This is a genomic window from Devosia sp. A449, assembly GCF_054489375.1.
Map to the genome: position 1 here is coordinate 216,538 of NZ_JBTMWU010000005.1, position 25,076 is coordinate 241,613.

The following is a 25,076-nucleotide window of genomic DNA, read 5'->3' on the forward strand; positions in this document are numbered from 1 at the left end:
CGCGGTTACGGCAGGCGATAGACGGAAATATGGGATCTGGATGCGGCGGTGAAGGCCGACCCCGTCCAATCAGCGTGGCGGCTTTCTAGCGTAAATCCAGCCAGTTGTCCCATCAGGTCGAGTTCTGACGGCCAAACATAGCGGTGCGGTGACCGGAACAGAGTGGGCGCAGCATCCTGTGCAAAGTTGAAGTGGTGCGAAATGACGTGCTGGGCGACGACATCGAAACTGTCGACCAGCATGTAGCCATTCTGACTGCGCCCCACCACCGCCTGCGCAGCCGGCAATGCCTGGGGCAGCTCGGGAACCCATAATTCGATCACGAAGCACCCACCCGGGCCTAGATGCCGCGCGGCATTGCGGAAGCACGCGATCTGCTCGTCCTGCGTGAGCACATTGGAAATGCCGTTAAACACCAGGAATACCAGCGAGAATTCACCGGGGACGGTGGCCTTGGTCATATCGCCAATGACAACGGGAATGGTTTGCTCGTCAGCCCTGGTTCGCAATTGGGTGACCATGGGCGGCGCAATCTCGATCCCGGCGACCGGCACGCCGCGTTCGCGCAGCGGCACGGCGACCCGGCCGGTGCCAATGGCAAATTCCAGAGCGCGGCCCGAGCCGGCCAATTTCGCCAGGCGGTCGACCGTGGGGCCGAGTATCTCTGGCGCGAACATGCCGGTGCCGGGCGTGTCGTAGCTCTTGGCCGCCTGCTCATCCCAAATGTCTTCGTGTTTCATGCCAGCATCCTCCGGGCGGCTCAATATGCACACCATGCGGCGGTGGCGTATTTTTTAAAACGCCAAAGGGGCGAACCGCACCACCGGTTCACCCCTTTTGACGTGCTTTGGAGGCGCAGTAAACTTAGGCGTCGGGCTGGGCGCCCGGCTTGCGGCGGTTGAGGAAACGCGGGCGGCGATTGGCTTCGGCGACCAGCTTGCGGCGCGAGGCCGAGCTGCCGACCATGACGCCATCAACCTGCTGGCTATAGGGCATATAGGCGCCGTCGCCGGCCTTGATGAACAGCGGCAGGCGGAGCTTCTTGCCCCAGTTCTGCCATTCCGCGACGACGTTGTGATTGCCCTCTTCCTCAAACACGCGATAATTCAGTTCGTTGTCGGAGTGGACCAGCTCGATCGAGCTGGTCAGCACGCCTTCTTCGGAGATGCGGGTCGCCACGGCGACGCCGATGAATTCAGTGACCGGCACCTTGACCTTGATGGCCACGCCGCTCTGTTCCAGCATGCGGCGCACGGTAACGGTCTTGACGGGATCTTTGGGGCCGTTGTCGTTGGCAGCCACGAAGCGGCGATCTGCCAGCGTCGGGCGGCCGAATGCGAGAACGACCGAAGTCCCTTCCATCGCGACACCATGAACCATTTGAATTCGCCTTCCTGTCAACTTCGAGAGCTGTTTTTTGCGCTCTCTTTATGCCCCCACCATAGCGCGCCGCCTTACCTGCCTCCTTAATCGGTTGGGTTAAGTTTATCTTGTTTTTCGAGAGGGTTAGCGGTGTCTTGCACCGGGTAGGAACCGATTAACCGCGCTCGGTGCGGTGGCATTAACCGTGCCATATTCCGCCACCCGGCGCTGCGGCGGGGCGGGGGCCTTGCCCAAGGCACGCGCCAAGCCTAAAAGGCCCGCAATGCCAGCGCCCGCCACCAGTTACAGTGACGATCTCGAACTGCTCCGCTCCTCTGCGGTCGCGGCCGGGATCATTGCCAGCAGCTTCTTCCGGCGCGACGTCAAGAGCTGGAACAAGGAGAATGCCTCGCCGGTGAGCGAGGCCGATATCCTGGTCGACCGCTATCTGGCCTCCTCTTTACTGCATGCCCGTCCCGATTATGGCTGGCTGAGCGAGGAAACCGCCGACAATCCTAGCCGGCTGCAATGCGAACGGGTGTTTATCGTCGATCCGATTGACGGGACGCGCGGGTTCCTGCGCGGCGAGGACAGCTGGACGGTTTCGCTGGCGGTGGTCGAAAATGGCGTGCCGGTGGCGGGGGTGGTCTATGCCCCGGTGCGCGATGAAATGTATGACGGGCTCAAGGGTGGCGGCGCGCGTCTCAATGGCCAGCTCATTCGCCGTAGCCGCCGGGCCGGTGCGCCACCGCTGATTCCGGCGCCGGGCGCCGTGCATCAGGAGATGCAGACGGCCGGCCTGCATTATACCCGCGGCCCCGCTTTCCCCTCGCTGGCCTATCGGCTGGTGCAGGTGGCCACCGGCAAGCTCGACGCCGCCGTGGCCCGGCGCGGCAGCCAGGACTGGGATATTGCCGCCGCCGCGCTCATTCTGAACGAGGCGGGCATCGATTTTGCTGATGTGTGCGAGGGGTTCCCGCTATTCAACAAGCGGGACGTGCGCCACGGGGCGCTTGCAGCGCTGAGCGACATGAGCCTAAAACCGCTGGTGCACGCGGCACTGATCAAAGTCTATGGTTGTCCCGCGCCCGATGCCGGCGACACCGAACTCTCCATTCCCTCACTGACGGACCTGACCGATGGCAAATGAAGATCCCACCAAGCAGCTGTTGCATCTCGTGATCGGCGGCGAATTGTCGAGCCTTGAGGGCGTGACCTTCTCCGATCTCGACAAGGTCGACATCGTCGGGCTCTACCCCAACTATGCATCGGCCTATGCGGTGTGGAAGCAGAAGGCGCAGATGACCGTCGACAACGCCCATACGCGTTATTTCATCGTCCACCTGCACCGCCTGCTCGAGCCCGAAACCTACAAGCCGTAAGACTTCGCGGTCAGGTTTTTTGCTGTATTAGACGAGGATAGCGGCGTGCTGAATTCCCTTTCCAGCATCATGTTGGTCTCCGGGCTCGCCTTCATGGGCACGGCGCCCTTCGTGGCCGACTATATCGTGTTGGCGGCCGGCCTGTTTGGGCTGGGGCTGGCGCTGGTTAGCCGTGACGCCGTGCTGAAGACCTGGCCGGCTCGACTCCCGCTGCTGGCTCTGGTGCTGATCGCGCTCACCATTCCCTTTGTCTATAAGAGTGAACTGGATCTGCTGCCGCTGGCCGTGTTCTCAGCATTTTTGCTGGCGCCCGGCGTCGCAGTGCTGATCCAGCGCAGCCCGGAATGGCTGTCACCCTATGCCTTTGCCCTGGCCTGCCTGACCGGTGCCGTGACCGCCTGCCTGATGGGGCTCGCCGAGACCGCGTCGATTGAGGGCATGCGCGTTGGTGTCGGCAATAATCCCATCCACTATGGCGGCATTGCTGCCGTGCTGGGCTTCATGGCCCTGACAGGGGTTGTTGCCGGGCGATCGCCGATGCGGCTGCTGTTTTTGATCGGGCCACTGGCTGGCTTGGTCGCGGTCCTGCTGTCGGGCTCCCGTGGCCCATTGCTGGCCTGGTTCGCGACGGCGGCAGTGGCGGTTCCCTTCCTGGTGTGGTGGAACCGGCGCGATTGGCTGACCCTTGTCGGGGTGGCAATTATATTGGCTGCGGCGGTAGGGCTGACGACACTCTCGCCAGATAATCGCGCAACCACCATGCTCTTTGATGCGGCCGAGTTGGCCGACCACGAGATTGCCCAGGCCGCCGCGGGGCTTCCGCCCGAGCAGGTCCCTGACGCGTCCGAGCTGTCCGTGCTCATTGCGCAGACGCCAGTGGCACAGGCGATCCGGGAACAGGATAGCATCCGGTTGGCGATGCTGAATTCGGCTTTGGCGGCGTTCAAATCGTCGCCAATCGTGGGGATTGGGCTGGGCCAGATCATGCCCTTCGCCAACCAACTGTATCCGGGTATGGCTGGGTTGGCCGAATTGGACAATTACCACAACGATTTGGCCAATTTTGCCGCCATGGCAGGCCTGTTCGGTATCCTCGCCTATTGCTTCGTCATGCTGTCGCCGCTGGTGTTGCTATGGCCTGCGGCGGCGCGGAAAAACCACGCGCTGGTGTTGGGCAGTATCATGCTGGTGGTGAGCTATGGCGTGTTGGGGCTGACCAACGCCATGTTCGGTATCTTGCCGCAAACCATGCTGTTTGTGCTGGTCTTGGGCTACCTGATGGCCTTGCAGCGCACCACTTTGGCCAGCCAGCCTTAGCGCACCAGGGCGTCGATGATGGCGTGGATGGCTCCTGGGCCGCCGATGCGCTGGCGGCCGATGCCGGCCAGCCGGCGGCGCTCATCATCATTTTCCAGCAAATGGTGCAGGGCGGCCCCGATGGCGGGGGCCTCCGCGGTGGTGACGGTGCGGGCTTCGCCGAAGAGTTGCTGTTCGTCGTTGAAGCGCGAGCGGCGGTCGCGTGGGTTGATGAAGGTGATTACCGGCTTGCCCAGGCCCAGTGCCTGCACCGTGGCGGTGCCGGCCTGCGACAGCACGACATCGGAGGCCAGCAGCAGATTGCCCATCGCCCCGCCACGCGCCATGTGGATGGTCAGGTCGCCGTCGGAAAGTTCGCCGAGATCACCCGGCTCGACACTGAGCATGGAGGTGCGTTTGAGCCCGGTCTTGCGCGCCAGATCATCGACATTGATGCTGCCGGCGACGGCGAGGAAGACATCCGGGCGCAATTCGGTCGGCAGGGTGCGCAGCGCATCGACCTGGAGGGCAAAGCTTTCCGCCGTCAGTGCGCGACTGCCCGGCAGCAGCGTCACCGCCATTGGCCGGCTGCGCCTGCTGTTGGCGTCGTAATCGCCCTGCGGAATGGTGTCCATCATCACATTGCCGGCCGAGCGCGCATCGACGCCGGCCTGTTCCAGCACCTGCGCCAGGCTGTCGGAGCGGCAGAAGATCGTGGTGCAGGCGCGCTTGATGGTCCAGCGTTCGGCGCTGGAATAGAGCCGGGCGGCGCCGGTTTTGTAGACGTCGAGATAATAGAGGCCACGATGGCCGGTGAGGTAGCAGGCCAGCACCCCGACCATGTCGCCGACCACGACCACGCGATCATATTTTCCGACCATCTTGCGAAGGAAGCCGAGGGCCGGGGGCACGGTGCCCAGACCGCCGGTGGCGATGTCGCGGCGCAGTGAGCCTTTAACATTGCGCCAGCCTTCGGAGGCCAGCGTGGCGCGTGGCCCGACAATCGGGCAGACCCCGGTATAGGCATTGCCGGCGCCGATCATCGGATAGGCTTCAACGGCGACCGTATTGGGGAGCTGGGCAACGACGGCTGCGGCGATGGCGTCTTCGCCATGACCGTTGGAAATGAAAAGGAACCGGCTGGGGCCCGACGCTGCGGCCGCCACCGTCAGACTCCGCGGCCGAAGCGCTCGAAAGCGGTGTGGGCGGCAACGGCGTCGGCATAGGGCTCCTGCCGGTCGACGCTCCAGTAAAACAGTTCATCGAGCGGAATGGGCTTTTGCGTGATGGCGCAGCGCACGAAGCTGCCGGGCTTGAGCACGACATAGTCGCCATCAAGATAGCGGATGACCGCCTCGGTGGGCGCGAAGCCCTTGTCGAAGATGTTCATGCTGGCACTCCTTCAAGCGTTGCATCGATATAGCGAGCAATGCGCCAGATCAAAAGAGGCTTTCCTGCGTGTCGCCGTCCGAGGCGGGACGGGGCTTCTTTTTGACCGCCGGACTGCCGGCAATGGTCGCGCCCACTGCGCCATCGGCGAACTCGATAGCCACCATGTCGCCTGGCTGCAGGCCAGCGCGTTGCTGCACCAGATTGCCCTCGCCATCCTTGATCACCGCATAGCCGCGCGCCAGCACATTTTTGTAGCTCAGCGAGGCCAACAGCTTGCCCGATTGGGCCAGCCCCGCGCGGCGGTCGGCCAGCGTCTGGGTGATGCCGGCCAGCAGTCTTGCGGTCAGTGGCGCCAACTGGCCCTGGGAGTGGCGCAGTTCGGACTTGAGCGCATTTGGCGACAGCTTGGGCGATATGGCATCGAATTGGGCGCGCTTGCGTTCGACCAGTCGGCCGGCAGCAGCGGCGAGGCGTTCGGCACGTGGATTATGGGTCAGGCGGGCACGATCGACGGTCTGGCGCAGGCCGGCATCGGCGCGCATGGAGAGATTGCGCAGCCGCTCGCTAAATTCGGCCTGACGACGCTCCAGCAGTTTGGGGCCGAGGCGAGGCTCGAGCCGCGAAAATTGCAGGCGGTGCTCCTGCACGGAGTGGCGCAACCCGGTAAACAGATTGCTGGCGGCATGGTCGAGGCGCTGGCGCTGGGTGGCAACGAGATCGCCGGGGCGGGGCAGGCCGGCTGCGGCGGCGCGCAGGCGGTCACGGGCACTGCCGGTCAGCCGGCGCGCGGCCTGACGCTGGCGCGAGCCCAGATCGTCGACATAGCCGATCAGTTCGGCCCGCACCGGCACCGCCGCTTCTGCGGCTGCGGTGGGCGTGGGCGCGCGCATGTCCGAGGCGTAGTCGACCAGCGTCGTATCGGTTTCGTGACCGATAGCTGAAATGATTGGAATGCCGCTGGCGGCGACAGCGCGGACTACAGCTTCCTCGTTGAAGCCCCACAGGTCCTCGATGGAGCCGCCGCCGCGGGCCACGATCAGCAGATCGGGGCGAGGAATCGGTCCGTCGGGTAGCAGCGCGTTAAAGCCTTCGATGGCGTTGACAACTTCGGGCGCGCAGGTGTCACCCTGCACCCGCACCGGCCACACCAGCACATGACTGGGGAAGCGGTCGTCGAGGCGATGCAGAATATCGCGGATCACCGCGCCGGTGGGCGAGGTGATGACGCCGATGACGCGCGGCAGATAGGGGAGGGCGCGCTTGCGGTCGCGGTCGAACAGGCCCTCGGCCAGCAGCTTTTTCCGCCGCTCTTCGAGCAATGCCATCAGCGCGCCGGCGCCGGCCGGCTCGATATTGTCGATGACGATCTGGTATTTGGAGGAGCGCGGGAAGGTGGTGAGCCGGCCGGTGACGATCACCTCCAGCCCTTCCTGCGGCTTGAAGCTCAGCTTGGCATAGCTGGTTTTCCACACCACCGCGTCGATTGAGGCGCTTTCATCCTTAAGGGTGAAATAGGCGTGGCCCGAGGAATGTTGTCCGCGAAAGCCGGAAATTTCGCCGCGGACGCGCACATGGCCGAACTCATCCTCGACGGTGCGTTTGACCGCTTGGGAGATTTCGCTGACGGTAAATTCGGCGGCATTGGTGAGGGTGTCGGCCATGCTCTCTGGTGCGATATCAGAAGGGGCTGGTCAAGGGTTCGGTGAGGGCTCGTCCACAAAGTCACCCACAGACCGTCATCCTCGGGCTCGACCCGAGGATGCTGCACTTCGTCTGACCTGGGGAAGTGAAGAGCCCTCGGGTCAAGCCCGAGGGTGACGATCGAGGGTTGGGCTCGACCCGAGGGCGGCGACCGAGGGCGACTACTCCGCCGCCTCGGCCCCGCGTGGTGCGTCGAGATTGCCCATCGACTGGACGATATGATTGGCCAGCGCGTCATAGATGCCACCATAGGCGTGGCTGGCCCGCTTGAGCGCGATCTGGGCGTCGTTGAGCCGGGGCAGGGCGATCTCGTCATTGATCACGCGCATGCCCGGCTGTAGCGCGCTTTCCGGCAGGAAGCCGACAGCCAGGTCCGACAGCACGGCGCTCGAAATCGCGGTGGCGTTGGAGGAGGTATAGGCGATGCGATAGTCCCGCCCGCTGCGGTCCAGCGCTTCCATCGCGTCCTTGCGCCAGATGCAATATTGCGGCCCGCAGGCGATGGCCACCGGATCGCTGGCCAAAGCCCGCCCGCCATGGCTGGCCACCCAGAACATTTTTTCGGTGCGGAACAGCTCGCCGTAATTCTGCTCGGTGCCCTGGGTGAAGACGATGAGATCGTAGCGGCCAGCGCGCATGCCTTCGAGCAAATGTTCGGAGGCCATGCAGGCGACGTCGACGGCGATCTTGGGGTGGGTGCGCTGGAAGCTGGAAAGGATCACCGGCAGCAGGCGGACGGCATAGTCGTCGGGCACGCCGAAGCGGATCGAGCCGGCCAGGTCGCCATCGGAGAAATGATCGAGAATTTCGGCATTGGTGCGCAGCATCTTGCGAGCGCGGGCATAGAGCGCCTCGCCATGCAGGGTCAGCGTCACGCTGCGGCCATCGCGGGTCAGCAGCGACTGGCCCAGCCGTTCTTCCAGCCGCTTGATCTGCATCGACACCGCCGACTGGGTCTTGTTCACCCGGCGCGCTGCCTCGGTGAAACTGCCGCAATCGGCAATGGCGCAGAAGCTCTGCAATTGATCGAGATCGAGGGGAGATGCCATCGCAATCACCATCACTCAATTTGATAGGGTAGATGAAATCTATTTGTTGGACGAATGGATGTCCAGAGCGTTAGCTCTTGATCATCGACGCAATATTCTCGCGCCGGCCCCGCCGACCTCCCTCGGCACAACCACATGTTTGGAGACTATCATGGCTCTCTCGCTCCCCGGCGAGCGGTCAATCGCGGCCGCCACGCCAGCCAATCCAATTGCCGCCTTCGCGCGCTGGATCGCCCAGGCCCAGGCCGCGCATACCCGACGGGTCGCGTTGTCAGCCCTGCTGGATCTCGATCACAGTCGCCTCAGCGATCTCGGCATTTCACGTGATGACGTTGTCGTGGCGATGACCACGCCGGGCCAGGCTGGTCGGGTGCTCAGCGCCGCCCGCGCCTGCAGCGCCCGCCTCTGATCAAGCCGGATTTGCGTCAGCCTGATGCCGACGCGTCCCTGTTGGTACGGACAATCGCTATGCGCGCTCGTGCCATCTTCCGGGCCGGTTTTGCCGTCGGTCCCGTTTCCTGATGACTTGCCGGACCAGTGCGTTGAGCGCTTGTCCGGCTTTTTTGTTCAGGTTGCGGCGTAGGTGACGCCGATTTCGGTGGCGGTGCGCCAGACGACGGTGCAGGCGAATTTACGGCCGTCATCCATCACCAGTTGGAAGCTGTCGGGAATGCCGACAATGCTGGGCAGTTTGAGGCGAGCGCCGGTCTCCGACATATTGCGCACGGTGCATTGAAAGGTCGAAAACCCGTCATTGACCACGATGCGCCCGCCTTTCAGCGTGCGCTGGCGTGGCGATATGCGGTGCTCGTCAGTCATCGGCTTTACTCCGGATCAGGGGAGTTGGGCGAAGCCATCAGCAAACCCATTGAGCGATACGGGGATGCCGATACCTTCTTCGGGGGTCTTGAACACGACGAAAATGGCATTGCTGCCTTTCGACAAGGTTTCGATCAGCGTGTCATCAAGCACCACTTCGGCGACGCAGCCATTGGGCAGGCAGCGCACAAAGGCGACGCGGCCCATATCTTCGCCATCGACATTGAGCCCGAGCCCGTTGGGCAGCAGCACGCCGAGTGGGGCCAGCACGCGCAGCAGGCGGGCTTCACGATCCGCCGTGCGCAGCACGATGACCGACAGGCCCACATTGGGCTGATCCTCGGCCATCACATTCTGGATGATGGCGCATTGTTCAAAACTGGCGCCGGGGGGCGTGTCGCAGCTCATCTGCCAGTCGCCATACTGGGCGCGGACCACGCCCTGACCGAAGCTGGCGCCGGCTGCTGCCGCCACTGCCATAAGTGCAAGGCCCAGACCGGCCAGGCGACGCTTCACAATTGGCTTCACTGTATCAATTCTCCAGACGAATCGCGCGCGAACGCGAGCTTTCCTGTTTCCGACAGGCTGGGGTTCAAGTCAACCAAAGCCCCGTTTTGCAAGGCTTATGCGCGCCAAACTGCGGCGGTGGTGAGGCATTTTTGCGGTTGGCCTCGAACAATATGACGCAGTGGCGCGCCCGCTTGCCGCAATGGACTCGGCCTTGGCGATGTGATTTAGGTCAGGAAGAGTTTTTGCGCTCCGAGGTTGAGTCGGGGCGGCGTATGCTATGCCGCTGTTTTTGCCCCTCAATCCCGGTGTGGAGCACCAATTGAAGTCGATACGGGGGTTTAATGTGACCGGGCAGTTCTTGAGAAAGATGGGGGCGATTTCGGCGGCCGCAATGGCGCTGGCCCCAGCTCTTGCCACGGCGCAGGATAGTGGAGCGGGACATCCTGTCCCAGGCCAGATTCATCTGCAGCCATCGGTGACCCCGATCATGGACTCCATCGTGGCTTTCCACGATGGCATCCTGATGTGGTCCATCAGCTTCATCGTTGTCCTGGTGCTGGTTTTGCTGGCGTGGATCGTTTTCCGCTACAACGCCAAGCGCAATCCGGTTCCGGCCGGCTTTACCCATAATACGATGGTCGAGATCATCTGGACGGTCCTGCCGATCGTCGTGCTGATCATCATTGCCATTCCGTCTTTCGGCGTGCTGAGCGACCAGCTCACCACCCCTGATGGCGAGCGCAAGTATCTCGGCGCCAACATCTTCTCGTTCGGCGAAGTCGAGGTTCCGGCTCCCGAATTGACCGTCAAGGCCATCGGCCAGCAGTGGTACTGGGATTATGAATATGTCGACCAGGGTTTCGCCCTGACGTCGCTGATGCTGCAGGAAGAAGAGCGCCTGGCCGACAAGCCGAACCAGCCGCGCCTGCTCGCAGTCGACAATGAGCTGGTCGTTCCGGTCGATACCACGGTGCGCATGCAGATCACGGCCGACCCGATCGGTGTGATCCACGCTTTCGCCGTGCCGTCCTTCGGCATCAAGATCGACGCCGTGCCGGGCCGTCTCAATGAGACCTGGTTCAATGCACGCGAGACCGGCATCTATTACGGCCAGTGCTCTGAGCTGTGCGGCAAGGACCATGCGTTCATGCCGATCGCCGTGCGCGTCGTCACCAAGGAAGAATTCACCGCCTTCATGGCGGCGTATGAAAGCGGCGGTTACGCTGCTGCCAACGCCACGCTTGCGGCAGTGCAGTAAACACGGGTCAGGGGAAACAACACATGGCCGAAACAGCTCACCTCGAGACCCATGCTGCCGGACTTGCTCCTGCGCATGAACACCATACGCCGACCGGTTGGCGTCGTTGGGTCTATTCGACCAACCACAAAGATATCGGTATTATGTACATGATCTTCGCCATCGTGGCGGGGATCATCGGTGGCCTGCTGTCCGGCGTCATGCGCCTGGAACTGCAGGAGCCGGGTATCCAGATTTTCCACGGCCTCGCCGGGATGGTCTATGGCATTGATGGCGACGCCGCGCTCGACGCCGGCAAGCACATGTACAACGTGTTCACCACGGCGCATGCGCTGATCATGGTGTTCTTCGTGGTGATGCCCGCCACCATGGGCGGCTTTGCCAACTATTTCGCGCCGCTGATGATCGGTGCCCCCGATACGGCATTCCCGCGCATCAACAACATCGCCTTCTGGCTGCTGCCGCCGGCGTTCATCCTGCTGATGATCAGCCTGTTTGTTGAGGGCGTTGGTCCCGAGGCGCTCGGTGCTGGTGGCGGCTGGACGATCTACCCGCCGCTCTCGACGACCGGCATGCCTGGTCCGGCTATGGATTTCGTGATCCTGTCGCTGCACGTGGCCGGTATCAGCTCGATCCTGGGCGCCATCAACCTGATCACCACGATCTTCAACATGCGCGCTCCCGGCATGACGCTGCACAAGATGCCGCTGTTCGCCTGGTCCGTGCTCGTCACCGGCTTCCTGCTGCTGCTGGCTCTGCCGGTGCTGGCTGGCGCCATCACCATGCTGCTGACCGACCGCAACCTGGGTACGGCTTTCTTCAAGCCTTCCGAGGGCGGTGACCCGGTCCTGTTCCAGCACCTGTTCTGGTTCTTCGGTCACCCCGAAGTGTACATCATGATCCTGCCGGGCTTCGGCATTGTCAGCCACATCGTCTCGACCTTCAGCCGCAAGCCGATCTTCGGCTACATGGCCATGGCCTATGCCATGGTGGCCATCGGCTTCGTCGGTTTCGTCGTGTGGGCTCACCACATGTACACCACGGGCCTCAGCCTTGACGTGCAGCGCTACTTCGTGGCCGCCACCATGGTCATCGCAGTGCCGACCGGCGTGAAGATCTTCTCGTGGATCGCCACCATGTGGGGCGGCTCCATCACCTTTAAGTCGCCCATGCTCTGGGCCATCGGCTTCATCTTCCTGTTCACCGTTGGTGGTGTGACGGGCGTGGTGCTGGCCAATGCCGGCGCGGACCGGATGCTGCACGACACCTATTATGTCGTGGCGCATTTCCACTACGTGCTGTCGCTGGGCGCTGTGTTCTCCATCTTCGCGGGCTGGTACTACTGGTTCCCCAAGATGAGCGGCTACATGTACAGCGAGTTCATGGCCAAGGCTCACTTCTGGATCATGTTTGTCGGTGTGAACCTGATCTTCTTCCCGCAGCACTTCCTCGGTCTCGCCGGCATGCCGCGTCGTTATATCGACTATCCGGATGCCTTCGCCCTGTGGAACCGTGTCTCCTCGATCGGCTACTACATCACCTTCGTTGCGATGATCATCTTCTTCTACGCAACCTGGGAAGCCTTCCGGAAGAAGCGTCCGGCTGGTGACAATCCGTGGGGCATTGGTGCCACGACGCTGGAATGGACCCTGTCCAGCCCGCCGCCGCACCACCAGTTCACCACGCTGCCGAACTTCGAAACTTCGACCAACGCACATTAATGCAATTCCGGGCCGCGTTCGCGCGGCCCGCCATTACAAGGATAAAGGCAAGCTAGTGGCTCTCATCGATGACAGTAGGAACCTGTCCGGTCTGACCGGCGAAGCAAGCGTCGAGGATTACCTCGCGCTGCTGAAGCCATCCGTCATGCAGCTGGTCGTGTTCACCGCCATCGTTGGCCTGATCGTGGCGCCGGGTGGTATCAATCCGGTGCTGGCGATCATCGCCATTGCCTGCATCGCCATCGGGGCCGGGGCCTCGGGCGCGCTCAACATGTGGTATGATGCCGATATCGACCGGATCATGAGCCGCACGCAGAACCGGCCGATCCCGGCTGGTCGCATGACGCCGCAGCAGGCGCTGGTCTTCGGGCTGGTGCTGTCGGTGTTCTCGGTAGCGCTGCTGGGCCTCGCGACCAATTGGGTTGCTGCCGGCCTGCTCGCCTTCACTATCTTTTTCTATGCCGTCGTCTATACGATGTGGCTGAAGCGCGCGACGCCGCAGAACATCGTCATCGGCGGTGCTGCGGGTGCCTTCCCGCCCATCGTGGGCTGGGCGGCGGTGACCGGCTCGGTGGCGTTTGAACCCATCGTGCTGTTCCTCATCATCTTCCTGTGGACCCCGCCGCATTTCTGGGCGCTGGCGCTCTACAAGCAGTCCGACTATGGCGCTGCCGGTGTGCCGATGATGCCCAATGTCGTGGGTGTCGACTCCACCAAGGTGCAGATCTTCGCCTATACATTGCTGCTGTCGGCTTCGGCCATGCTGCCGACCTTCTTCGGCTATGCCGGCTGGATCTACACCGCTGTTGCCGTCATCACCGGCGCTTCGTTCACCTATTTCGCCTGGCGCCTGCTGCGGACGAAAGAGGACGTGGCGATGCGCAAGTCGGCCCGTTCGCTGTTCAATTATTCCCTCAGCTATCTGTTCGTCCTGTTCTTCGCCTACATGACCGACAATCTGCTGACGCGTTTCGGGGGACTGTTCTGATGAGTTCTCCTGACGAAATCCGCAGCGTCGCGCCGGAAACGGCTGAAGTTGCCGCCGCACGCGCCAAAATCCGCCGCCGTCGCTCGATTGCCCTGGGCGTTGCGCTGGCACTGTTCGCCCTGACCTTTTACGCGCTGACCATCATCAAGATGGGGCCGGCTCTGTTCGATCGGGCGCTGTAATGACCGATGTGAAGCAGCATGATGTTGACGCCATGACGCGCCGCCGCAACCAGCGGATGGCATTGACGGGTGTGTTTATCGCAGCCGGCATGGTCGGCGTGGCCTATGCGGCCGTGCCGCTCTACCAGCTGTTCTGCCAGGTCACCGGCTTTGGTGGCACGCCGCAGATCGCCGAGAGCGCGCCCAAGGGCGCCATCGACCGCGAAATGAAGGTGAGCTTCGACTCCAACGTGGCCGGAGATCTGGCCTGGACCGTCAAGGCCGCCGCGCCTGTCACTGACCGGATCGGCACTGTCGACACCGTGCATTACGTGGCGACGAACAATACCGACAAGGTCATTTCGGGCATGGCGACATTCAATGTGTCGCCCGACAAGGCCGGCGTCTATTTCAACAAGATCGAATGCTTCTGCTTTACCGAGCAGACGCTGCAGCCCGGCGAAACCGCCGAGATGCCGATTGTCTTCTTCGTGGATCCCGATCTTGCGGATGACCACGAACTCGCAACCATCAAAGAGATTACCCTCTCTTATACCTTCTACTCTTCAGATAACGGGGAAAGCTGACCATGGCCGGAGTAGCCAAGAACCACGACTATCACATGGTCGAACCGAGCCCATGGCCCTTTGTCATGTCGGCTGCCGTACTGATATTGGCATTGGGCATCGTCTTCTGGATGCGCCAGTGGACGCCATGGGTGTTCTTTATCGGCCTGACCGGCGTGCTCTACACCATGTATGCGTGGTGGAGCGACGTGATCAAGGAAGCCAATAACGGCGTCGATCACACCCCGGTGGTGCAGATGCATCTGCGCTACGGCATGATGCTGTTCATCACCTCGGAAATCTTCGTTTTCTTCGGCTTCTTCTGGGCCTATTTCGACGGCTTCTTCCGCCTCGATGACATCGAGCAGTATGCCCGTGTTGCCGGTACCGGTGGCATCTGGCCGCCGATTGGTGTGGAACTGTTCGATCCGTTCCACCTGCCGCTGTTCAATACGCTGCTGCTGCTCACCTCGGGCACGACGGTCACCTGGGCGCACCATGCGCTGCTGGAGAACGACCGTGAGGGTCTCAAGTGGGGTCTGGGGCTGACCGTGTTGCTGGGCGTGCTGTTCACCATCGTGCAGGCTATCGAATATAGCGAAGCCGGCTTCAGCTTCAGCGGCAACATGTATGGCGCTACCTTCTTCATGGTGACGGGCCTGCATGGCTTCCACGTCATCATCGGCACCATCTTCCTCGCCGTCTGCCTGCTGCGCGCCGTCCGCGGTGATTTCACCCCGCAGCGCCATATCGGCTTCGAGCTGGCCGCCTGGTACTGGCACTTCGTGGACGTGGTCTGGATCTTCCTGTTTGCTGCCATCTATGTGTGGGGCAGCTGGGGCGTGGCTCTTAGCCACTAGGGTTCGCCCACCAAAATTCATGGGGCGCAGCCGCAAGCTGCGCCCCAATTTGTTTGTCGACCCGGAAGCCAGCAATGACCGAACAACGCGCCCTCGGGCGAGCCATGACCTGGACCTTCGTCGTGCTGATGCTGGCGCTCGCCGCCACCTGCCTCTGGCTCGGCACTTGGCAGATGCAGCGCCTCGCCGAGAAGGAAGCGTTGATCGCCGCTGTCGACGCCCGTCTCGGGGCCGATCCGGTGTCGGCGCCGCCAATGGCGCAATGGCCGGGCCTCGATCTCGAAGCCCTCAATTTCCAGCCGGTCTCGCTGACCGGCGCCTTCCGCTACAATCAGACGGTGACGGTGTTCACCAGCCTCAGCAATGCCAATGGCCCCGCCTCGGGCCCGGGCTATTGGGTGGTGACGCCCTTCGTGCTGGCCGATGGCGGCTCGGTGTTCGTCAATCGTGGCTTCGTGCCCCAGAGCCATCAGGAAGCCGCTGTCACCGATGCTGAAGGCGATGAGCGCCAGGTGACCATTTCCGGCCTGCTGCGTCCTGGCGAGGCGGCCGGCTTCATGACGCCGGGCCCCGACACCTCCAACCGCATCGAATGGGTGCGTGACCCGGTACGGCTGGCCGCGATGGTCGATCCGGCGCTGGCGCCCTTCGCCCCGTTCTATGTCGATCTTCCCGCCGGTCCGCCGGGCCAACTGCCGCAGGGCGGCGAGACGGTCATCGAATTTCCCAACAACCACCTGGGCTATGCCTATACTTGGTATGGCTTCGCCATTGTCGCCGTGGTCATGCTGGGCTTCTGGCTTCGGCGCCAGCGGCGTCCGTGAAACTTGCGGTTCGCCCGCTGTTTGAATAGGTTGCAGCGTTTCTAAAAGGGCCCTTTCCCCGAATGCAGTTTGTCTCAACGCGCGGCCAGGCGCCCGTGCTCGGTTTTTCGGATGCAGTTCTCGCCGGCCTGGCGTCCGATGGGGGACTCTATGTTCCCCAGAGCTGGCCCCAGATCAGCCCCGCTGAAATCGCCAGTTTCGCCGGCAAGCCCTATGCCGATGTCGCCTATGCCATCATCAGCCGTTTCACCGGCAATGAAATTGCCCCGGCAGCTCTCAAGGCGATGCTCGACGAATCCTATGCCGTGTTCCGCCACCCTTCGGTGACGCCGCTGGTCGAGATCGAGCCCAACCATTTCGTGCTGGAGCTGTTCCACGGCCCGACCCTGGCCTTCAAGGACGTGGCCATGCAGTTCCTCAGCCGGGTGATGGACCACATCCTGGCCGAGCGCGGCCTGCGCGCCACCATTGTCGGCGCCACTTCGGGGGATACCGGCTCGGCCGCCATCGAGGCGTTTCGCGGGCGCGACACCACCGATATCTTCATCCTGCATCCGCAGGGGCGCACCTCGCCCGTGCAGCGCCTGCAGATGACCACCGTGCTCGACGCCAACGTGCATAATATCGCGCTCGATGGCACGTTCGACGACTGCCAGAACATCGTCAAGGCGATGTTCAACAACCATAAATTCCGCGACAGCGTGCGCCTCAGCGGCGTCAACTCCATCAATTGGGGCCGCATCGTCGCGCAGATCGTGTATTATTTCACTGCTGCGGCCTCCCTGGGCAGCCCGCATCGCAAGATCAGCTTCACCGTGCCCACCGGCAATTTCGGCGATATTTTCGCCGGCTATTGCGCCAAGGCCATGGGCCTGCCGATCGAGCAGCTGATCATCGCCACCAATGCCAACGACATTCTGCGCCGCACCATGGATAGCGGCCGCTACGAGATGGACGGCGTGGCGCCCACCATCAGCCCGTCGATGGATATTCAGATTTCGTCCAATTTCGAACGCCTGCTGTTTGAGGGCGCCGGCCGCGATGCCGCTACCGTAGTCCGCATGATGGAAAGCCTCAGGCAATCGGGTGGCTTTGCCGTCCCGGAGCAGGCGCTGGCCGCCATCCGCCGCGACTTTGCCGCCGGCACCACCGGCGAGGCCGAGACCAAGGCGACGATTGCCACCACGCTCAAGGCGGCCGGCTATCTGCTCGATCCGCATACCGCAGTCGGCGTGCATGTCGCGCGGGCTCATCTCGGGGCGACGCCGATGGTCACGCTGGGCACCGCCCATCCGGCCAAATTCCCGGCGGCGGTCGAGGATGCCACCGGCATCGCACCGGCCCTGCCGGCCTGGCTGGCCGATCTGCATTCGCGCGAGGAACGCCTAAGCGTCCTTGCCAACGACCAAACGGCGGTCGAAGATTTCATTTCAGCGCGTACGCGCGCTGCCTGATGCATTCGAGGGCCGACGCGGTCCCTCGAATGCCAGGCCTGGGAGGAGCCTCGCGTGAGCGTAGAAACAACGATCCTGGATAACGGCATGGTGGTGCTCACCGACGACATGCCGCATCTCGAAAGTGCTTCGCTGGGGGTCTGGGTCAAGGCCGGGGCCCGCAGCGAACGCAAGGCTGAGCACGGCATTTCCCACCTGCTCGAACACATGGCCTTCAAGGGCACCGCGTCGCGCACCTCGTTGCAGATCGCCGAGGCCATCGAGAATGTGGGGGGCGACCTCAACGCCGCCACCTCCATCGAACACACCGGCTATTTCGCCCGCGTGCTGAAAGATGACGTGGTTCTTGCTGCCGATATTCTGTCGGATATCTTGCAGAATTCTGTTTTTGATGACGATGAGCTGACCCGCGAAAAGCAGGTGATCGTGCAGGAGATCGGCGCGGCGCGCGACAATCCCGACGACCATGTGTTCGACCTGTTCCAGGCCGCCGCTTTCCCCACCCAGCCGATTGGCCGGACGATTTTGGGCACGGTGGATTCGGTACGCGAATTCAGCCCCGACACCATCCGCAAATATATGAACCGCAACTATGTGGGCGACCACATGGTGATGGCTGCGGCCGGTAATGTCGATCATGCCGGACTGGTCGAGGTGGCGCAGCAGCATTTCTCGACGCTCAAGCCCAATGGCGCCCCGGCGCCGCAGCGTGCCGAATATCAGGGCGGCGAGGAGCGGCTGGTTTCTGACCACGAGCAGGCCCACATCGTCGTCGGCTTCGAGGGCCGCGCCTATAATTCCGACGGCTTTTACGCCGCGCAGGTGCTGGCCTCGATCCTGGGCGGGGGCATGAGTTCGCGCCTGTTCCAGGAAGTGCGCGAGAAGCGCGGGCTGTGTTACTCGGTCTATTCCTTCCACTGGGCCTTTGCCGATAGCGGCGTCTTTGGCGTTGCCGCGGCAACCGGCGAGGATGAGGTGGGTGATCTGGTGCCGGTGGTGCTGGACGAGCTCAAGCGCGCCACTGAATCCATCAGCGATGACGAAGTGATCCGCGTCCGCAACCAGATCCGCGCGGGCCTGCTGATGTCGCTCGAAAGCCCCTCGGCCCGCGCCGGGCAGCTGGCGCGCCAGCAGATATTGTGGGGCCGGCCGATTCCGATGGCCGAAACCGTCGAGCGCATCAACCGCATCACCGCCAAGCGGGTGCAGGAAGTGGCTGAGCAGATTTTCACCCAGAGCGCGCCGACCCTGGCGGGCATCGGCCCCATTGGTGGCCTCGCCGATGTCGGTGCCATCAGCGACCATCTCAAGCGGTAGGGCGATCGAACTGCCATGCTCTGGCCCTGGTCGTCACCCACGCCCCTGATCGCCCTGCGCGGCCCGCGTCTGCTGATGCGGCTGCCGCTGATGAGCGACTATGCGTCGTGGTACGCTTTGCGCCGGGGCAGCCGCGATTTCCTGCGGCCATTCGAGCCGCGCTGGACCGAGGCCGATCTGGGGCAGCGCATCTTTGCCACAAGGGTCAAGCGGGCCCGTGAAGAGGCCGAAGAGGGCACCGATTATTCGCTGTTCATCTTCCTCGCCCAAGACGGGCAGGAGGTTTTGGTGGGCGGCATCACGCTCTCCAATGTGCGGCGCCGCGCCGCCCAATTCGTCAATCTCGGCTATTGGATGGGCCAGCAATATGCCGGGCAGGGCATGATGAGCGAAGCCGTGGGGCTGAGTCTGCCCTTTGTGTTTGATACGCTCGATCTGCACCGAATCCACGCCGCATTCCTGCCCGGCAACATGGCCTCGCGCCGGGTGCTGGAGAAGAACGGCTTTGTCGAAGAAGGCTTTGCCGAAAAATATCTGCAGATCAACGGCCGCTGGGAAGACCACGTGTTGTTCGGTTTGACCAAGGAACGCTATGAGCTGAGCCGGTTGTTGCGCCGGGCCTAGGCTCGCCTTGTTGCCATTTAGCAACAGTCCCTTAACCTTGTCGCAGGCGGCAATCCCCGCTACCAAAGAGGCGCTCCCGCCAAGAGGATGCCGTTTCAGCACGTGGCTGTTTTACACCACATTGCCAAAACGTTGCCACAATGAAGCCTATCGCAGGATATACTCGCCCGTGATGCGTCACCTAATTGCACTCGCGATGTGTCTTGCGTTCGCGCTGTCTGGCCTCGTGCCCGCCACCGCCTTCGAAGTCATTTCGGTCCCCGAAGACGTCAATGCCGTCAACCTCAGCGATGTGGTTGAGCTGCAGCCCGGCGCCAATGGCCGCGTGCAGCTGTCGACCGCGCCCGGCGAAGACGGCATCATTCGCCGCATCGAGGTGCTGGCGAGCGAGCCGGGGACCAATCCCAATTTCGTGCTGTTTGCACTGCGCAATGAGAGCGATCAGCAGATCGAGCGCCTCTTGGTCGCGCCGTTTTTCCGCCTGCCGGGCTCCGGCATTTTCCAGCCTGATTTGGGCAATGACCGGCTCAAGGCGCTGACGCCGAGCGCCGGCATCCGACCAGTGCGCCTCACGGACAGTGAAGCCGACGTCTGGGAGGTCACGCTCGACCCCGGCGCCACGGTGACCTTTGTCGCCGAGCTGACGGCGCAGGATCTGCCCGAACTTTATCTGTGGCAGCCCAACGCCTATCGCGACTACGTCAACTCGTTCACGCTGTTCCGCGGCGTGGTGCTGGGCGTCGCATCGCTGGCGGCGGTGTTCCTCACCATCATGTTCGTGGTCAAGGGGCGCGGCGTGTTCCCGGCGACGGCTGCCTTCGCCTGGGCGGTGCTGACCTATCTGCTGATCGATTTTGGCGTGCTGGGGCGGTTGCTCGGGCTCGATGCGGGGGGCATGCAGCCTTTGCGCGCGGCGGCGGAGGCGGGCATAGCCACCACGCTGGCGGGGTTCCTGTTTATCTATCTCAACCTGCATCGCTGGCATTTGCGCTTTATCCATCTGGCGCTTGGGCTGGCGGCATTGTTCCTCGCGCTGTTTGCCTTTGCCTTCTTCCAGCCCGCCATTGCCGCCACCATTGCGCGGCTGGTGCTGGCGCTGCTCGGCGTTTCCGGCTTCTTCCTGATCCTGCTGCTGGCCTTGCGCGGCTATGACCGCGCCGTGCTGCTGGTGCCCACCTGGATCATCCTGATCGCCTGGTTGTTCTATTCCTATCTCGTCGTGTCGGGGCAGGTGTCCAACGACGTGGCCCAGCCCGCCGTTGGGGGCGGTCTCGTACTCATTGTGATGCTGCTCGGCTTTACCGCCGTGCAACACGCCTTCTCCGAAGGGCAGGTGTCGATCGGCACCCTGTCCGAAGTCGAGCGCCGGGCGCTGGCGCTGACCGGCTCGGGCGATTTTGTCTTCGACTGGAATATCGAGCGCGACCGCGTCTCGGTCAGCGATGAGCTGGCAACCCGCCTCGGCGAAAAGCGCGGTGCCTTGCGCGGCGCCATCAAGCGCTGGCTCGACCGCGTGCATCCCGATGATCGCGATCGTTTCCGCACCGCCTTCGACACGCTGGTGGAGCTGCGGCGCGGCAAGGTCAGCGCCGATATGCGCATTGCCGGCCATGATGGCAGCTATCGCAGCTTCCGCATGCGGGTGAAGCCGGTGCTGGGCGGCGACGGGCAGGTCAATCGCATCGTTGGCACGCTGCAGGACGTCACCGAAGACCGGGCCGCCCGCGAGCGCCTGCTGCACGACGCGGTTCATGATAGCCTCACCGGCCTGCCCAACCGGCAATTGTTCCTCGACCGGCTGGAGCGCGCCCTGGTGCGGGCCCGCACGCCCGGCGGCACCAAGCCGGCGGTGTTCCTGATCGATATCGACCGCTTCATGGAGCTGGAAGAACGCATCGGCCACTCGGCGGCGGATTCGGTGCTGCTGGCGATTTCGCGCCGCATTGCCCGCATCATGCGGCCGCTCGATACCGTGGCGCGCATCACCGGCGACCAGTTCGCGGTGATTCTGGCCTCCGAGCAGGCCGCCGGCAAGATTGCCGAGACGGCCGAGCAGATCCGCAAGGCGCTCAAGGCCCCCTTCAATTTCGGCGACCGCGACCTGACCCTGTCGGCCTCCATCGGCGTCACCATCTATGACAGCAACCCCGCCGCTGCGACCGATGTGCTGCGCGACGCCGAGCTGGCGATGTATTACGCCAAGCGCCTGGGCGGCGACCGCATCGAGGCCTATCGCGCCTCGGCGCGCTCCATCGCCGCCTATAACCGGGCCAGCGAGGAAGACCTCGAGCGCGGCATGAAACAGGGCGAGCTGCATGTGCAGTTCCAGCCGGTGATGGATATCCAGACCGGCCAGATCGCCGGCGCCGAGGCGCTGATGCGCTGGACCCACCCGACGCGCGGCGTGGTCAATCCAGACGAATTCGTGCCACTGGCCGAACGCTCGGGCCAGATCGAAAAGCTCGGTCGGCTGGCGTTTGAACAATCGGCGGCCCAGGCCAAGGACTGGATGACGACGCTGGGCCTGCCCGAGGAATTCTTCATCTCGGTCAACCTGTCGCCAACGCAACTGGCGACCGAGACGCTGCTCAACGACATGCGGATGCTGGTCAGCCAGGACAAGGAATTGGCGCGCCACCTCAAGCTCGAGATCACCGAGAGCCAGGTGATGACCAATCCCGAGCACTCCGCCTATATGCTGCAGGCATTGCGCAATCTGGGGCTGGGACTGGCGCTCGACGATTTCGGCACCGGGCATTCCTCGCTGAGCTATCTGCACCGCTTCCCGTTCGACACCATCAAGATCCCCGCACCCTTCGTGACCATGGGTGGCAGCAATGGCATCGCCCATACACAGGGGCCGATTATCAAGGCCGTGGTGCAATTGGCGGCCGATCTGGACCTGATGGTGATCGCCGAAGGCGTCGAGACGCTGGATGAGATCGAACGTCTGCGTCAGCTCAACTGCCGCTATGCCCAGGGCTTTGCCTTTGGCGCGGCGATGACCGGCGGCGAATTCGGCAAGAAGCTGAGCGCACAACTGGCGCGGTAGCACCAAGAGGGCTTACGCGTGGCCGGCGTCGGGGCTCAGCGTGGCGCGGGTGATGCGCAGGCTGGCGAGGGCGGCTTCGTAGCGGTCTTCGACCGGGGTATCGAACAGCAGCTTCTGTGAGAAGGGCGCGGTCAGCCAGCCATTGTCGCCGATTTCGTCTTCCAGCTGACCGGCGCCCCAGCCGCAGCAGCCCAGAGCGAACATCGACGCCTTGGGCGCTGGTCCAAAGGCCATGGCCTTGAGAATATCCAGCGTGGCGGTGAGGCAGATGCCTTCGGTGACCTGATAGGTGTTGCCGCTGTGATAATCGGGGGAATGCAGCACGAAGCCGCGGCCCTTTTCCACCGGACCACCCCGCATCACCACGCGCTGGCGGATGGAATCGGGCAGCCGGATCACCGCATCGGGATCGCCCAAATCGAGTTCGTCCAGCACGTCGGCAAAGCGCAGATTGGCCAGCTCGTGGTTGACGACCAGCCCCATCGCCCCCTCGCTGCCATGGCCGACGAGCAGGATAACGCTTTCCGCGAAGCGCTCGTCCATCATGTCCGGCATGGCGACGAGAAATTGTCCTTCAAGCGAGTTCATGGCCCAATTGTAGGCACGCGGCGGCACAATGCCAAGTTACGATGCGATCATCACGAAGGCCTGATGGCCTGTCAGCTATTTCTAAACCCCATCCTGCGCTAATGGCTTGGCCATGCGTCCATTGATCCTCATCTCCGCTTTGCTGCTGCTTGCCATGCCCGCTTCTGCGGGCGAGACGGCGTGGCAGGAGGTTGCCCCCGGCGTGAAGCTGCGGCTGGTCAGCACCGGGCAGATCAAGGCCGATGGCAGGACGCTGCTCGGGCTCGAACTCGACATGCCGCAGAACACCAAGACCTATTGGCGCATACCGGGCGATACCGGCCTGCCCACCGAGCTGGATTTTGCCGGCTCGAGTGGTGTGCTGGGTCATCAGGTGCTGTGGCCTTATCCAACCCGGCAGCAGACCGACGATTATCTCGATTACGTCTATTTCGGTCCCACCGTCTTGCCCGTCGAACTGACGCTGGCGCCGGGCGCCGCCAATGTCGAGTTGAGCGCCATGCTCGGCGTCTGCTCCGAAATCTGCGTCCCGGCACAGGCGCGGTTTTCGCTGCCGCTGACCGACGCCAAGCCCGACCGGCCCAATGGCTTGCGCATCCGCCAGGCGCTGGCGACGGCGCCCATCGACTGGGATGGCGAGCTCCAGCCGTTTGGCGCGGTCGAATGGCAGGCCGAGGCGGGCATGCTGGCGGTTCATCTCAGTGACCCCACGCTGGATCCGGCGTCGCTGATCGTTTCGAGCGCCAGTGGCGAGCCGCTATTCGGCGTGCCGCAAAAAAGCCCGGAACCGAACCTAGTGCTCATTCCCATCCTGGGCAAAAGCGATGCAATCGACTTGGAAAACCAGGCTGTTCAGCTCACATTCCTTACCGGCATGGGAGCTTTTGAGGTGACGCGCACCATCGTGGATGCGTCGGCCGACTGAACGGTGCGAGGGAAAGGGCCTTTTGGCCTTGTCGGCGGCGTCAAAGCCGCTTATCCCGAAAGCACTTTAAGACTGAGGAACGGCCGCCGCCCGGTGGCCAAAGTCATGGGGCATATCCTTTTATGATTGATCGCGGCAGTCCGGTCCCGTCCGTGCGGGTGAAACTTGTGGGTGCCGATGGCGCGACGGATACAACCAGCGACGCCGTTCTCGGCTCCGGGCTGGTCGTGTTCTTTGCCGTTCCGGGGGCGTTCACGCCCACCTGCCACGTCAACCATCTGCCCGGCTTCGTCGCCAATGAGGCCAAGCTGCGCGCGGCCGGCGTCGACCGCATCGTCTGCGCCTCGGTCAATGATCATCACGTGATGAAGGCCTGGGGCGAAGCTTCGGGCGCGCTGGGCAAGATCGAATTCATCGCCGATGGCAATGCCGAGCTGGCCACGGCGCTGGGCCTCGACAAGGATTTTTCCGGCGCCGGCATGGGCCAGCGCTTCGCCCGCTCGGCCATGCTGATCCGCAATGGCGTCGTCGACGCGGTGTTCACCGAAGATGCGCCGGGCGTGACAGCCAGCGGCGCGCCTGCCATTCTGATGGCGCTCGAAGCCGCCAATAGCTAGTGTCGCGTCAGGAGATACCCTCATGAACCTGCCTTCGTCCCTGATGCTGCGCCTGCCGATCCTCGGGGTCACCGCTGCCGTGCTGGCCGGTTGCTCGATGGGCGGCATGTTTGGCGGCGGCAATGCCGCGCAGAACCAGCAATTGCAGAACGCCACCGCCACCCCGGCGGCCGTGGCGCAGGCGCAGACCAATGCGCTGCCTGCCATCGCCACCGAATGCCCGCCCATCCGTGTGCGCGCCGGTAGCGAGGCGATGTTCTATTATGGCGGCGGCCGCACCGGCGACGCCAAGTCGCTGCAATATCAGGGCGTGATCGACGAAAGCTCGCGCAACTGCGTGGTGAGCAACGGGCTGATCACTGTCAATATGGGTGTTGTCGGCCGCGTGCTGCTCGGCCCCGCCGGCAAGCAGAGCACGGTCAATGCCCCGATCCGCTTTGCGGTGGAGCGCGATGGCCAGGCGGTGTTCTCGGAAAAATATACGCTGCCCGTGGCGATCACCGCGCCGGCGCGTTCGGCTGAATTCGTCAAGGTCATCGAAAACGTCGCCATCCCCTATCTGGGCGGCGAGGAAATCACCATCTGGGTCGGTTTCGATACCAAGAGCTGA

27 protein-coding genes are annotated in these 25,076 nt (G+C 63.1%); 18 read left to right on the forward strand and 9 right to left on the reverse strand.

The window, feature by feature from the left end; all coding sequences use genetic code 11:
- Nucleotides 1-5: 5 nt before the first annotated feature.
- The gene (locus tag ACX3OW_RS15160) at nucleotides 6-740 is read right to left on the reverse strand and encodes a class I SAM-dependent methyltransferase (RefSeq protein ID WP_459096628.1); all 735 of its coding nucleotides are present in this window, start codon (nucleotides 738-740) and stop codon (nucleotides 6-8) included.
- 124 nt (nucleotides 741-864) lie between these two features.
- Nucleotides 865-1,380, reverse strand: coding sequence for a DUF6101 family protein (locus ACX3OW_RS15165; RefSeq protein WP_459096629.1), 516 nt, complete (start codon nucleotides 1,378-1,380; stop codon nucleotides 865-867).
- Nucleotides 1,381-1,645: 265 nt separating this feature from the next.
- On the opposite strand from ACX3OW_RS15165, the gene ACX3OW_RS15170 reads away from it, so the two are divergent.
- The 3 genes from ACX3OW_RS15170 to ACX3OW_RS15180 are packed head-to-tail and all read left to right on the forward strand — an operon-like array spanning nucleotide 1,646 to nucleotide 4,061.
- Nucleotides 1,646-2,512 carry a 3'(2'),5'-bisphosphate nucleotidase CysQ gene (locus ACX3OW_RS15170; RefSeq protein ID WP_459096630.1) on the forward strand — a complete coding sequence of 289 codons (867 nt, stop codon included), beginning with the start codon at nucleotides 1,646-1,648 and terminating at the stop codon, nucleotides 2,510-2,512.
- Nucleotides 2,502-2,744, forward strand: a complete 243-nt coding sequence (locus ACX3OW_RS15175; protein ID WP_459096631.1) for a DUF4170 domain-containing protein — start codon at nucleotides 2,502-2,504, stop codon at nucleotides 2,742-2,744. The genes ACX3OW_RS15170 and ACX3OW_RS15175 overlap by 11 nt, the downstream gene beginning before the upstream one ends.
- Nucleotides 2,745-2,789: 45 nt before the next feature.
- Nucleotides 2,790-4,061, forward strand: a complete 1,272-nt coding sequence (locus tag ACX3OW_RS15180; protein WP_459096632.1) for an O-antigen ligase family protein — start codon at nucleotides 2,790-2,792, stop codon at nucleotides 4,059-4,061.
- Here the strand turns inward: ACX3OW_RS15180 and ACX3OW_RS15185 are convergent.
- The 4 genes from ACX3OW_RS15185 to ACX3OW_RS15200 all read right to left on the reverse strand — a co-directional run bounded on the left by ACX3OW_RS15185 (nucleotide 4,058) and on the right by ACX3OW_RS15200 (nucleotide 8,182).
- The gene (locus ACX3OW_RS15185) at nucleotides 4,058-5,206 is read right to left on the reverse strand and encodes a hypothetical protein (protein ID WP_459096633.1); all 1,149 of its coding nucleotides are present in this window, start codon (nucleotides 5,204-5,206) and stop codon (nucleotides 4,058-4,060) included. The genes ACX3OW_RS15180 and ACX3OW_RS15185 overlap by 4 nt on opposite strands.
- A 2-nt stretch (nucleotides 5,207-5,208) precedes the next feature.
- Nucleotides 5,209-5,430 (reverse strand): DUF2093 domain-containing protein, encoded by a 222-nt coding sequence (locus ACX3OW_RS15190; protein ID WP_459096634.1) that lies wholly within the window; start codon nucleotides 5,428-5,430, stop codon nucleotides 5,209-5,211.
- Between the two features lie 49 nt (nucleotides 5,431-5,479).
- Nucleotides 5,480-7,093 (reverse strand): exodeoxyribonuclease VII large subunit, encoded by a 1,614-nt coding sequence (xseA, locus tag ACX3OW_RS15195; protein WP_459096635.1) that lies wholly within the window; start codon nucleotides 7,091-7,093, stop codon nucleotides 5,480-5,482.
- 201 nt (nucleotides 7,094-7,294) lie between these two features.
- Nucleotides 7,295-8,182: a LysR family transcriptional regulator gene (locus tag ACX3OW_RS15200; RefSeq protein ID WP_459096636.1), complete on the reverse strand. Its 888-nt coding sequence runs from the start codon at nucleotides 8,180-8,182 to the stop codon at nucleotides 7,295-7,297.
- Between the two features lie 151 nt (nucleotides 8,183-8,333).
- On the opposite strand from ACX3OW_RS15200, the gene ACX3OW_RS15205 reads away from it, so the two are divergent.
- Nucleotides 8,334-8,591, forward strand: coding sequence for a hypothetical protein (locus ACX3OW_RS15205; RefSeq protein ID WP_459096637.1), 258 nt, complete (start codon nucleotides 8,334-8,336; stop codon nucleotides 8,589-8,591).
- Nucleotides 8,592-8,749: 158 nt separating this feature from the next.
- Here the strand turns inward: ACX3OW_RS15205 and ACX3OW_RS15210 are convergent, their stop codons facing one another.
- Together ACX3OW_RS15210 and ACX3OW_RS15215 are read right to left on the reverse strand one after the other, a co-directional pair.
- Nucleotides 8,750-9,001 (reverse strand): PilZ domain-containing protein, encoded by a 252-nt coding sequence (locus ACX3OW_RS15210; RefSeq protein ID WP_459096638.1) that lies wholly within the window; start codon nucleotides 8,999-9,001, stop codon nucleotides 8,750-8,752.
- A gap of 15 nt (nucleotides 9,002-9,016) precedes the next feature.
- Entirely contained in the window at nucleotides 9,017-9,481 is a 465-nt protein-coding gene (locus tag ACX3OW_RS15215; RefSeq protein WP_459096736.1) for an invasion associated locus B family protein, read from the reverse strand.
- Between the two features lie 349 nt (nucleotides 9,482-9,830).
- Here ACX3OW_RS15215 and coxB point away from each other — a divergent pair, with 349 nt between their 5' ends.
- The 11 genes from coxB (at nucleotide 9,831) to ACX3OW_RS15270 (ending at nucleotide 22,336) form a co-directional block, all read left to right on the forward strand.
- A complete protein-coding gene (gene coxB / locus ACX3OW_RS15220) occupies nucleotides 9,831-10,769 on the forward strand; it encodes a cytochrome c oxidase subunit II (protein ID WP_459096639.1) in 939 nt (312 codons plus the stop codon).
- 23 nt (nucleotides 10,770-10,792) lie between these two features.
- A complete protein-coding gene (gene ctaD / locus ACX3OW_RS15225) occupies nucleotides 10,793-12,490 on the forward strand; it encodes a cytochrome c oxidase subunit I (RefSeq protein WP_459096640.1) in 1,698 nt (565 codons plus the stop codon).
- Nucleotides 12,491-12,545: 55 nt separating this feature from the next.
- Complete coding sequence (locus ACX3OW_RS15230) at nucleotides 12,546-13,478, forward strand: heme o synthase (protein WP_459096641.1); 933 nt, start codon at nucleotides 12,546-12,548, stop codon at nucleotides 13,476-13,478.
- Complete coding sequence (locus ACX3OW_RS15235) at nucleotides 13,478-13,660, forward strand: hypothetical protein (RefSeq protein ID WP_459096642.1); 183 nt, start codon at nucleotides 13,478-13,480, stop codon at nucleotides 13,658-13,660. Before ACX3OW_RS15230 ends, ACX3OW_RS15235 begins: the two co-directional genes overlap by 1 nt.
- Nucleotides 13,660-14,226 carry a cytochrome c oxidase assembly protein gene (locus tag ACX3OW_RS15240; protein WP_459096643.1) on the forward strand — a complete coding sequence of 189 codons (567 nt, stop codon included), beginning with the start codon at nucleotides 13,660-13,662 and terminating at the stop codon, nucleotides 14,224-14,226. The genes ACX3OW_RS15235 and ACX3OW_RS15240 overlap by 1 nt, the downstream gene beginning before the upstream one ends.
- A gap of 2 nt (nucleotides 14,227-14,228) precedes the next feature.
- The gene (locus ACX3OW_RS15245) at nucleotides 14,229-15,065 is read left to right on the forward strand and encodes a cytochrome c oxidase subunit 3 (RefSeq protein WP_459096644.1); all 837 of its coding nucleotides are present in this window, start codon (nucleotides 14,229-14,231) and stop codon (nucleotides 15,063-15,065) included.
- A 74-nt stretch (nucleotides 15,066-15,139) separates the two neighbouring features.
- Nucleotides 15,140-15,889 (forward strand): SURF1 family protein, encoded by a 750-nt coding sequence (locus tag ACX3OW_RS15250; RefSeq protein ID WP_459096645.1) that lies wholly within the window; start codon nucleotides 15,140-15,142, stop codon nucleotides 15,887-15,889.
- Between the two features lie 62 nt (nucleotides 15,890-15,951).
- Nucleotides 15,952-17,343, forward strand: a complete 1,392-nt coding sequence (gene thrC / locus ACX3OW_RS15255; RefSeq protein ID WP_459096646.1) for a threonine synthase — start codon at nucleotides 15,952-15,954, stop codon at nucleotides 17,341-17,343.
- Between the two features lie 54 nt (nucleotides 17,344-17,397).
- Nucleotides 17,398-18,660, forward strand: coding sequence for a M16 family metallopeptidase (locus ACX3OW_RS15260; RefSeq protein ID WP_459096647.1), 1,263 nt, complete (start codon nucleotides 17,398-17,400; stop codon nucleotides 18,658-18,660).
- 15 nt (nucleotides 18,661-18,675) lie between these two features.
- Nucleotides 18,676-19,284: a GNAT family N-acetyltransferase gene (locus ACX3OW_RS15265; RefSeq protein ID WP_459096648.1), complete on the forward strand. Its 609-nt coding sequence runs from the start codon at nucleotides 18,676-18,678 to the stop codon at nucleotides 19,282-19,284.
- Between the two features lie 196 nt (nucleotides 19,285-19,480).
- Entirely contained in the window at nucleotides 19,481-22,336 is a 2,856-nt protein-coding gene (locus tag ACX3OW_RS15270; RefSeq protein WP_459096649.1) for a putative bifunctional diguanylate cyclase/phosphodiesterase, read from the forward strand.
- A 12-nt stretch (nucleotides 22,337-22,348) separates the two neighbouring features.
- Here ACX3OW_RS15270 and ACX3OW_RS15275 read toward each other — a convergent pair whose 3' ends face one another.
- The gene (locus ACX3OW_RS15275) at nucleotides 22,349-22,924 is read right to left on the reverse strand and encodes a YqgE/AlgH family protein (protein WP_459096650.1); all 576 of its coding nucleotides are present in this window, start codon (nucleotides 22,922-22,924) and stop codon (nucleotides 22,349-22,351) included.
- Nucleotides 22,925-23,036: 112 nt separating this feature from the next.
- On the opposite strand from ACX3OW_RS15275, the gene ACX3OW_RS15280 reads away from it, so the two are divergent.
- From ACX3OW_RS15280 to ACX3OW_RS15290, 3 genes are all read left to right on the forward strand, one after another.
- On the forward strand, nucleotides 23,037-23,849 hold the full coding sequence (locus ACX3OW_RS15280) for a protein-disulfide reductase DsbD domain-containing protein (RefSeq protein WP_459096651.1): 813 nt from the start codon (nucleotides 23,037-23,039) through the stop codon (nucleotides 23,847-23,849).
- Nucleotides 23,850-23,971: 122 nt separating this feature from the next.
- A complete protein-coding gene (locus tag ACX3OW_RS15285; protein WP_459096652.1) occupies nucleotides 23,972-24,466 on the forward strand; it encodes a redoxin family protein in 495 nt (164 codons plus the stop codon).
- Between the two features lie 22 nt (nucleotides 24,467-24,488).
- On the forward strand, nucleotides 24,489-25,076 hold the full coding sequence (locus ACX3OW_RS15290; RefSeq protein ID WP_459096653.1) for a hypothetical protein: 588 nt from the start codon (nucleotides 24,489-24,491) through the stop codon (nucleotides 25,074-25,076).

Coding starts and splice junctions, on each gene's coding strand:
- ACX3OW_RS15165 (WP_459096629.1), bottom strand. CDS start 1,380: ATGGTTCATGGTGTCGCGATGGAAGGGACTTCGGTCGTTCTCGCATTC.
- ACX3OW_RS15250 (WP_459096645.1), top strand. CDS start 15,140: ATGACCGAACAACGCGCCCTCGGGCGAGCCATGACCTGGACCTTCGTC.
- ACX3OW_RS15240 (WP_459096643.1), top strand. CDS start 13,660: ATGACCGATGTGAAGCAGCATGATGTTGACGCCATGACGCGCCGCCGC.
- ACX3OW_RS15190 (WP_459096634.1), bottom strand. CDS start 5,430: ATGAACATCTTCGACAAGGGCTTCGCGCCCACCGAGGCGGTCATCCGC.
- ACX3OW_RS15215 (WP_459096736.1), bottom strand. CDS start 9,481: ATGGCAGTGGCGGCAGCAGCCGGCGCCAGCTTCGGTCAGGGCGTGGTC.
- ACX3OW_RS15285 (WP_459096652.1), top strand. CDS start 23,972: ATGATTGATCGCGGCAGTCCGGTCCCGTCCGTGCGGGTGAAACTTGTG.
- ACX3OW_RS15265 (WP_459096648.1), top strand. CDS start 18,676: ATGCTCTGGCCCTGGTCGTCACCCACGCCCCTGATCGCCCTGCGCGGC.
- ctaD (WP_459096640.1), top strand. CDS start 10,793: ATGGCCGAAACAGCTCACCTCGAGACCCATGCTGCCGGACTTGCTCCT.
- ACX3OW_RS15160 (WP_459096628.1), bottom strand. CDS start 740: ATGAAACACGAAGACATTTGGGATGAGCAGGCGGCCAAGAGCTACGAC.
- ACX3OW_RS15205 (WP_459096637.1), top strand. CDS start 8,334: ATGGCTCTCTCGCTCCCCGGCGAGCGGTCAATCGCGGCCGCCACGCCA.
- ACX3OW_RS15175 (WP_459096631.1), top strand. CDS start 2,502: ATGGCAAATGAAGATCCCACCAAGCAGCTGTTGCATCTCGTGATCGGC.
- ACX3OW_RS15245 (WP_459096644.1), top strand. CDS start 14,229: ATGGCCGGAGTAGCCAAGAACCACGACTATCACATGGTCGAACCGAGC.
- xseA (WP_459096635.1), bottom strand. CDS start 7,093: ATGGCCGACACCCTCACCAATGCCGCCGAATTTACCGTCAGCGAAATC.
- ACX3OW_RS15270 (WP_459096649.1), top strand. CDS start 19,481: ATGTGTCTTGCGTTCGCGCTGTCTGGCCTCGTGCCCGCCACCGCCTTC.
- thrC (WP_459096646.1), top strand. CDS start 15,952: ATGCAGTTTGTCTCAACGCGCGGCCAGGCGCCCGTGCTCGGTTTTTCG.
- ACX3OW_RS15275 (WP_459096650.1), bottom strand. CDS start 22,924: ATGAACTCGCTTGAAGGACAATTTCTCGTCGCCATGCCGGACATGATG.
- ACX3OW_RS15235 (WP_459096642.1), top strand. CDS start 13,478: ATGAGTTCTCCTGACGAAATCCGCAGCGTCGCGCCGGAAACGGCTGAA.
- ACX3OW_RS15290 (WP_459096653.1), top strand. CDS start 24,489: ATGAACCTGCCTTCGTCCCTGATGCTGCGCCTGCCGATCCTCGGGGTC.
- ACX3OW_RS15200 (WP_459096636.1), bottom strand. CDS start 8,182: ATGGCATCTCCCCTCGATCTCGATCAATTGCAGAGCTTCTGCGCCATT.
- ACX3OW_RS15280 (WP_459096651.1), top strand. CDS start 23,037: ATGCGTCCATTGATCCTCATCTCCGCTTTGCTGCTGCTTGCCATGCCC.
- ACX3OW_RS15210 (WP_459096638.1), bottom strand. CDS start 9,001: ATGACTGACGAGCACCGCATATCGCCACGCCAGCGCACGCTGAAAGGC.
- ACX3OW_RS15170 (WP_459096630.1), top strand. CDS start 1,646: ATGCCAGCGCCCGCCACCAGTTACAGTGACGATCTCGAACTGCTCCGC.